4 protein-coding genes and 1 pseudogene are annotated in these 8,451 nt (G+C 37.2%); 4 read left to right on the top strand and 1 reads right to left on the bottom strand.

Annotated features, from left to right (window positions below; translation table 11 throughout):
* From Q5O73_RS09155 to polC, 4 genes and pseudogenes are all read left to right on the top strand, one after another.
* Positions 1-459 (top strand): annotated as a pseudogene (locus tag Q5O73_RS09155) (1-deoxy-D-xylulose-5-phosphate reductoisomerase); the annotation flags it as partial.
* A gap of 2 nt (positions 460-461) precedes the next feature.
* The gene (gene rseP, locus Q5O73_RS09150; RefSeq protein ID WP_302669535.1) at positions 462-1,763 is read left to right on the top strand and encodes an RIP metalloprotease RseP; all 1,302 of its coding nucleotides are present in this window, start codon (positions 462-464) and stop codon (positions 1,761-1,763) included.
* A gap of 14 nt (positions 1,764-1,777) precedes the next feature.
* Positions 1,778-2,836: a flavodoxin-dependent (E)-4-hydroxy-3-methylbut-2-enyl-diphosphate synthase gene (ispG, locus tag Q5O73_RS09145; protein ID WP_302669534.1), complete on the top strand. Its 1,059-nt coding sequence runs from the start codon at positions 1,778-1,780 to the stop codon at positions 2,834-2,836.
* Between the two features lies 1 nt (position 2,837).
* Positions 2,838-7,367: a DNA polymerase III subunit alpha gene (gene polC, locus Q5O73_RS09140; protein ID WP_302669533.1), complete on the top strand. Its 4,530-nt coding sequence runs from the start codon at positions 2,838-2,840 to the stop codon at positions 7,365-7,367.
* A gap of 349 nt (positions 7,368-7,716) precedes the next feature.
* Here the strand turns inward: polC and Q5O73_RS09135 are convergent.
* On the bottom strand, positions 7,717-8,451 hold a 735-nt coding region (locus Q5O73_RS09135; RefSeq protein WP_302669532.1), incomplete at its 5' end, for an SDR family oxidoreductase.

The following is an 8,451-nucleotide window of genomic DNA, read 5'->3' as shown; positions in this document are numbered from 1 at the left end:
GATTTTGATGATATTCAGGTAGTAGTCCAGCCACAAAGTCTTATTCATTCCATGGTACAGTTTAAAGACGGTGCCATTATAGCACAGTTAGGTACACCTGACATGAGACTGCCTATTCAGTATGCACTATACTATCCGGAAAGAAGATTTTTAGCCGGTGACAGGGTAGACTTTGGAAAGATAGCCCGGATTACCTTTGAAAATCCTGATACAGATAATTTTATCGGATTAAAGTTAGCATATGAGGCAGGACGGATTGGAGGCTCAATGCCTACAGTATTTAATGCGGCAAATGAAAAAGCAGTTGCAAAATTTCTTGATAGGAAAATAGGATTTTTGGAAATAACTGATATTATACAGTATTGTATGGAAAATCATAAGGTTAAGGAAAATCCTTCAGTAAGTGAAATATTAGAAATAGAACAATGGGCATATGAGCTTATTGAGAACAGGTGGTAAGAATGCAGACATTTATAGGAATTGTTATAGCTTTAATTATTTTTGGTGTATTAGTTTTAATTCACGAATTTGGACATTTTATTGTGGCAGTAAAGAATAAGGTTACTGTAAATGAGTTTTCCATAGGAATGGGACCTAGAATTTACAGCCATGTGGCAAAAAGCGGAACAAGATATTCCCTTAAACTTTTACCCTTAGGTGGTTCATGTGCCATGCTAGGGGAAGATGAGGACAATAATGAAGAAGGCTCTTTTAATTCAAAATCAATATGGGCAAGAATGGCAATAGTTTTTGCCGGTCCGTTCTTTAACTTTATACTGGCTTTTGTTCTTGCTTTAATTGTTATTGGAGCAAAGGGAATTGATAAATCATATGTAACTTATGTTGATGAAAAATCACCGGCATATGAGGCAGGACTTAGAGTTGGAGACCAGATTACCAAATTTAACGGTGCCCATGCAACTCTTGGAAGGGAAATATATTTAGAGGAATATGTTAATCCTTTAGATGGAAGCAACATTAGCATTACCTTTACAAGAAACGGCGAGAAAAAGAGCATAACCTATAAGCCGTCAACCCAGAAGAAAGCTATTGTGGGAATGTCATATACTACTCAGGATACAAAGGCTACAGTGGAACAGGTTACTAAGAACTCTCCTATGGCTGAGGCAGGAGTTATGGCAGGAGATGTGGTTACGGAAATTGACGGAACTAAAATTACCACAGGAAGTGATATGGCTAAGTATATTAGTGAACACCCTTTTGGAGAAAAAGAGGTTAATATCACTTTAGACAGAAAAGGAAAAGAAATAAAGGTTGTACTTAAACCTAAGGTGACTGAGATAGCAGACAGAGGATTTGTTTATAATCTTGCAAGAGAAAAAGTTTCCTTTGGAAATGTTATTAAATATAGCTTCACGGAAGTAAGATATGAAATTGCAACAGTTTTAAAAAGTCTTAAAATGTTGGTTACAGGTCAGGTTTCAGCCAATGAAATTTCAGGCCCTGTAGGCATAGTAACGGTAATTGGAGATACTTATACCAGTGCTAAGTCATCAGGTGCCACTGTTACAATTTTGTCCCTTATTAATCTTGCAATTATGCTTAGTGCTAACTTAGGAGTTATGAATCTTTTGCCAATACCGGCATTAGATGGTGGACGTATTTTCTTATATCTTATAGAAATTATAATCGGAAAACCAATACCAAAGGATAAGGAAGGAATGATTCATTTTGTTGGATTTGTTCTTCTTATGGCATTAATGGTATTCTTATTATTTAACGATATAAGAAAGCTTATTTAATTGGAGAAAATATTATGTTTAGAGACAACACTAAAGTAATAAAAATAGGAAATAAAGTTATAGGTGGGGGAAATCCCATACTTATTCAGTCTATGACTAATACAAAAACTGAAGATGTGGAAGCTACAGTTAATCAGATTAAGGAATTAGAGGCTGCAGGATGTGACATTATAAGGTGTGCGGTTCCTACCATGGAAGCGGCTAAGGCTTTGGGAAAAATAAAAGAAAGTATCAATATTCCACTTGTGGCAGACATTCATTTTGATTACAGACTTGCCATAGCAGCTATAGAAAACGGGGCTGACAAAATAAGAATTAATCCCGGAAATATAGGTGATATGGACAGGGTAAAGTCAGTAGTTGACGTAGCAAAGGCAAAAAATATTCCTATAAGAGTAGGTGTAAACAGTGGTTCATTAGAAAAACATATTTTAGATAAATATGGGAAGGTAACTGCTGAGGGCATTGTGGAAAGTGCTTTAGATAAGGTGAAAACAATAGAGGATTTGGGATATGATAATTTGGTAATTAGCATAAAATCCTCAGATGTAATGATGTGTGTAAAGGCTCATCAGTTAATTGCACAAAAAACTAATTATCCTTTACATGTGGGAATTACAGAGTCAGGAACAGTAACATCAGGAAACATAAAATCTGCAATAGGTCTGGGGCTTATTTTAAATCAGGGAATTGGAGATACAATAAGAGTTTCCCTTACAGGAAATCCTGCGGAGGAAATAAAAAGTGCCAAGCTTATTCTTAAAACTTTAGGTCTTAGAAAGGGTGGCATTTCCGTAGTTTCATGTCCTACATGTGGACGTACTCAGATTGATTTAATAGGCTTAGCAGGCAAGGTAGAAAATATGGTTACCAAATATGATGATTTGAATATTAAGGTAGCTGTAATGGGATGTGTTGTAAACGGACCGGGAGAAGCAAGAGAGGCAGATATAGGAATCGCAGGAGGAAAAGGAGAGGGACTTTTAATTAAAAAAGGTGAAATTATAAAGAAAGTTCCTGAAAATCAGCTTCTTGATGCACTAGAAGATGAGTTAAAGAATTGGAGGAGTTAGATTGGAAAAAAAGAAGTTTTTCGATGTTTTCCAGACAATTAAATTAAATGATGAGCTTACGGCTATGTTTGAATATGTGGATATTACAAAGATAGCTACTAATGTTGATCATACAAAAATGCGAATATATATTGAAAGCAGCAGACTTATTGAAAAGTCTGCTATTTTCACCGTTAGAGATGAAATTGCAAGAAATTTAAGAACGGGAAAACGGGTGGAGATTGAGATTATTGAAAAATATTCCCTGTCAAGTCAGTATACGGAGGAAAATCTTTTTGAAATATATAAAGATAGTATTATTATGGAGCTTAATGCCAAAAGCCCTATAGTAGCGGCAATGTTTAAAAAGGCTCCCATTAGATTTGATGAAAATAAAAAATTGATTATTGACTTAGAGCAAAGCATTGTGTCGGAAGCCAGAATGAAAGTTTTAAAGGATACCATTGAGAAAATCTTTAGGGACAGATTTGATATGCCTCTGGAAGTGAAAATTGAAAAGAAGGCTTTCCAGCAAAACAGATTTGCCATTAAAAATGCAAAGAGACTCCAAAATGAGGTTAATGTTCTGTTAGGAAAAAATCAAAATGAGGAAGAGACAAAGGAAGAAAAGCAGGAAAAAGTCAAGCCTGTAAGAGTGAAAAAGGCTACATATTCACAGGATCCTGATATGGTATACGGACGTGATTTTAAGTATGAGGGAGATACTAAGTTAAGCGATGTATTTGAAGGTACAGGTGAAACTGTAGTCAGGGGTCAGATTATGACCATGGATGACAGGGAGACAAGAAACGGAAAATTCATTGTTACAATGGAAATTACGGATTTTACCGACAGTATTGCAGTTAAAATATTTTTAGCAGATGAGAACGTAAAGAAAGAGTTTTATTCAAAAGTTAAAAAGAACAGCTTTGTAAGGATAAAGGGCGTTGCCATGTTTGACACATATGACAGACAGGTGGAAATAAGCCGAGTGGACGGTATGAAGCTGATTCCGGCATTTTCTGTTGGAGAAAAGAGAAAGGATACTGCAGTAGAGAAAAGACTTGAACTTCATTGCCATACAAAGATGAGTGAAATGGACGGCGTAAGCGAATGCAAGAAAATCGTCCGTAGAGCTTACGAGTGGGGGCATAAGGCAATTGCCATTACAGACCATGGTGTGGTGCAGGCATTCCCTGATGCATGGCATGAATACTTAGACATAAAGAATGAATGTAAGAAGGCAGGAAAAGAGTGTGACTTCAAGGTTATCTACGGAGTTGAAGCATATCTTGTAGACGACTTAAAGGACATGATTGTAAATCCAAAGGGGCAGGGATTACATGATACTTTTGTAGTATTTGATTTGGAAACTACAGGATTTAGTGCAAAGGCAGATAAGATAATTGAAATCGGTGCAGTGAAGGTGGAAAAGGGAAAGATAGTTGACAGGTTTAGCACCTTTGTAAACCCACAGGTTCCAATACCTTTTAGAATAGAGCAGCTTACAAGTATTAATGATAATATGGTTATTGATGCACCTACCATAGAAGAGATTCTTCCTAAATTCATGGAGTTTTGTAAGGGAGCAATTATGGTAGCACATAACGCTGATTTTGACATGAGTTTTATTTCGGCTAATTGTAACAGGCAGAACCTGCCATGCGATTTTACTGTTATTGATACCGTGGCAATGTCAAGATATTTGATTATTGGTCTTGGAAGGTACAAATTAGACAGCGTGGCAAAGGCACTGGGAATAGTATTAGACCATCACCACAGAGCAGTGGATGATGCAGAGTGTACAGCACTTATTTTCTTAAAACTGTGTAAAATGCTTGAGGACAAGGGAATAACTAACCTTGATGAATTAAATAAACAGGGAAAGCAGTCTAAAAATCTTATAAATAAACTTCCGTCCCATCACGCCATTATTCTGGTTAAAAATTTAGTGGGAAGAGTTAATTTATACAGACTGATTTCCATATCACATATTGACACTTTCGCAAATAAGAAGCCACGAATATTAAAAAGTGATTATCTTAAATATTGTGAGGGACTGATGATTGGCAGTGCTTGTGAGGCAGGAGAGTTATATCAGGCTATTTTGCATGGAAGAACACAGCAGGAAATTGCCAGATTGGCGGAATTTTATGATTATTTTGAAGTCCAGCCCTTGGGAAATAATGAATTTATGTTAAAAACAGGCAATCCTGACATAGATAACAAAAAGAAGTTTTTGGTGGATTCAAAAGAGGATTTAATGGATGTAAACCGCAAAATCATTGAGCTGAGTAGGAAGTTTAATAAAATGACTGTTGCCACATGTGATGTTCATTTCCTTGACCCGGAAGATGAAATTTACCGTAGAATAATTCAGTACGGTAACGGATTTAAGGATGCAGACCATCAGGCACCTCTTTATCTTAGAACTACTGATGAGATGCTTAAGGAGTTTGAATATTTAGGCAGTGACGTGGCGGAAGAAATAGTAATTACAAATCCTAATAAAATAGCGGATATGATTGATAATATTTCACCGATTCATCCTGATAAATGCCCACCGGTGTTAGATAATTCTGAGGAGAATCTAAGAAAAATCTGCTTTGACCGTGCTCACGAAATTTATGGTGAGGATTTGCCAAAAATTGTTGAAGACCGACTGGAAATAGAATTGGATTCCATTATTGGTAACGGATATGCCGTTATGTACATAATGGCACAGAGACTTGTATGGAAGTCAAATGAAGATGGATATCTGGTAGGTTCAAGAGGTTCCGTAGGTTCATCCTTTGCGGCAACAATGTCAGGAATAACTGAGGTTAATCCTTTAGCACCTCATTATTACTGCTTAGACTGTAAAAGCTCATTTTTTGAGGATGAATACAGGGCACCGGAAGGGACGGATATTGAGGAAATCAAGAAAATACAGGCGGTTATTAAAGAAGAAAGGGCAGAGGGTGGTCTTGGATTTGACCTTCCGGATATGATTTGCCCTCATTGCGGAAAGCCGCTGCACAAGGATGGACTTGAAATTCCATTTGAAACATTCTTAGGTTTTGGCGGAACTAAGGAGCCGGATATTGACTTAAACTTTTCCGGTGAATATCAGGCAAATGCCCATGCATATACTGAGGTAATGTTTGGTAAAGGACATACTTTCAGGGCAGGAACTTATGCCGGTGTGGCTGAGAAAACAGCATTTGGATATGTTAAAAAATATTTTGATGACCATAATCAGGTAAAAAGAACTGCGGAGATTGACAGAATATCAAGAGGGTGTACAGGAATCAGAAGGAGTACCGGTCAGCATCCGGGAGGCATTGTTATTGTACCAAGGGATAAGGAAATATACGAATTTACACCTATCCAAAAGCCGGCAAATGATATGACAACGGATATTATAACTACCCACTTTGAATATCATGCTATTGATGCTAACCTTTTGAAACTGGATATTTTAGGACACGATGATCCTACCATGATTAGAAGGTTAGAAAAGCTGACTAATACTAATGTTCAAAGGGATGTGCCTTTTGATGACAAAAAGGTTATGTCGTTGTTTTTGAGCCCGGAGGCACTGGGAATTACATCAGAGGATATTGACGGATGCCCTACAGGTTCTTTGGGACTGCCGGAGTTAGGAACTGATTTTGTTATTCAGATGTTAGTAGACACAAAACCTACGAAAATCGCCGATTTGGTTAGATTGGCGGGACTTTCCCATGGCACGGATGTTTGGCTTGGCAATGCCCAGCAGCTTATTGCGGAGGGTAAATGCACTATTTCCACGGCAATATGTACCCGTGATGATATTATGGTTTATCTTATGGATAAGGGAATTGAGCCTCAGGTAAGTTTTGACATAATGGAGCATGTAAGAAAGGGAAGAGGTCTTTTAACATACAAGGATAAGAAAACAGGAGAGGAACATCAGGAAGAGGATGTAATGCGTGAACATAATGTTCCTGAATGGTATATCTGGTCCTGTAAAAAGATTAAATATATGTTCCCAAAAGCCCATGCGGCAGCTTATATTATGATGGCTTTGCGTGTGGCGTGGTACAAGGTGTATCATCCTTTAGCTTATTATGCTGCATATTTTGGAATCAGAGCCAAGGCCTTTGACTACGAAACCATGTGTAGAGGTCGTGAGAAAATGGAATATTACATGTCGGAGCTTAAGCGTAAAAAGGCAAATCATGAGGCCTCCAAAAAGGATGAAGATTCCTTGGGAGATATGAAGGTAGTTCAGGAAATGTATGCCAGAGGATTTGAGTTTTTACCAATAGATATTTATACTGCAAAGGCTCATGAGTTTCAGATAATAGACGGAAAGCTCATGCCAAGTTTAGACACAATCGAAGGTCTGGGAGAAAAGGCGGCAGACGGTTTAGTTGAAGCCGTACAGGCTCAGGATGGACCATTCGTGTCTAAAAATGACTTAAGAGAAAAAAGCAAGTTAAGTAAAACAGTAATAGAAACCATGTCCCAGTTAGGTTTGTTAGAAGGTATGCCGGAAGACAGCCAGCTGTCAATATTTGACTTTTAGGGAGGAAATGAAAGGAGTTGTGCTTTAACGAGTATAATCGTCAGGTAACAGCTCCTTTTTAATTTGAAAGATGTATGTGGAGCTAATGGATGATTCATACAGCGAAACAATTAAAAGATAAAGTGAGAAATCAGTCTTGCGGAAATAGTCGTGTGGTATGGTTGAGAAGAGTAAATCAAGAAATTCAACCGTACACAAAACATTTAATTGCCGGCCATGCAGGTAAATCTGGTCAGGAAATATTAAGTAATAAGTGAATTTCTGGTTAATACACACTCACATGGCTATTATGCGCCATACATCACCATAAAAAGATTGCCCATACCCCCCTAAAAGCTATCCAATCCCATTAATATCTTACATTATCAAACATCTTTACCTTAGATGATTTTATTACCTGTTCGTAAAGTTTAAGCCCAAGCACTGGGAAGAATTTAGAAGTAAAATTCATAAACTTAGCATCCTTTCCAACAATAATACGGGATTTTTGACGTATGATTTTTTTGATAATCTTTTCGGCAACCTTATCTACGTTAGCTGAAAACATATTTATAAGGCTGCTTTGGGAAATTACATATTGATGTCTGAAAATATCAGTTTTCATAAAGCCGGGACATGCGTAGCCTATGTACATTTCCCGTCCAAGTTCGGCAATAAGTACCTCAGAGTAAGCCTTAAGGGCAGCCTTGCTGGCACTGTAAATACTGGTTCCGATAATAGGAGCAAGAGCATCAGAACTGGAAATATTTAAAATTCCCGGCATTGTGGATTTTCTTAAAACAGGTAGCATAGAGTTAATTGCGTACCTGCAACTGTTGAAGTTGGTATTCATGCATTTTTCCACAGCTTCTTCACTATAATTATAGGATTTGTCAAATGGAAGAAGGATACCGGCATTATTAATTAAAATATCAATATTAATATTGTTTGCCAAAATCTTTTCAGAGAATATTTCCCAATTTTTCTTTACTCCAACATCAAAAAGCTGATACGTGAAAGCATCTTTTTGATAGCTGAGTTCATCAATTAAACTTTTCATTTTAGGTTCTGACTGACCAATGCCAATAACTTTGCAGTTGTGTTC

The organism is Eubacterium sp. AF15-50, assembly GCF_934835595.1.
In the GTDB taxonomy this organism is placed as follows: domain Bacteria; phylum Bacillota; class Clostridia; order Lachnospirales; family Lachnospiraceae; genus Eubacterium_G; species Eubacterium_G segne.
The sequence above is the reverse complement of the archived record's forward strand: the minus strand, read 5'-3'. Positions and strand labels throughout refer to the sequence as shown.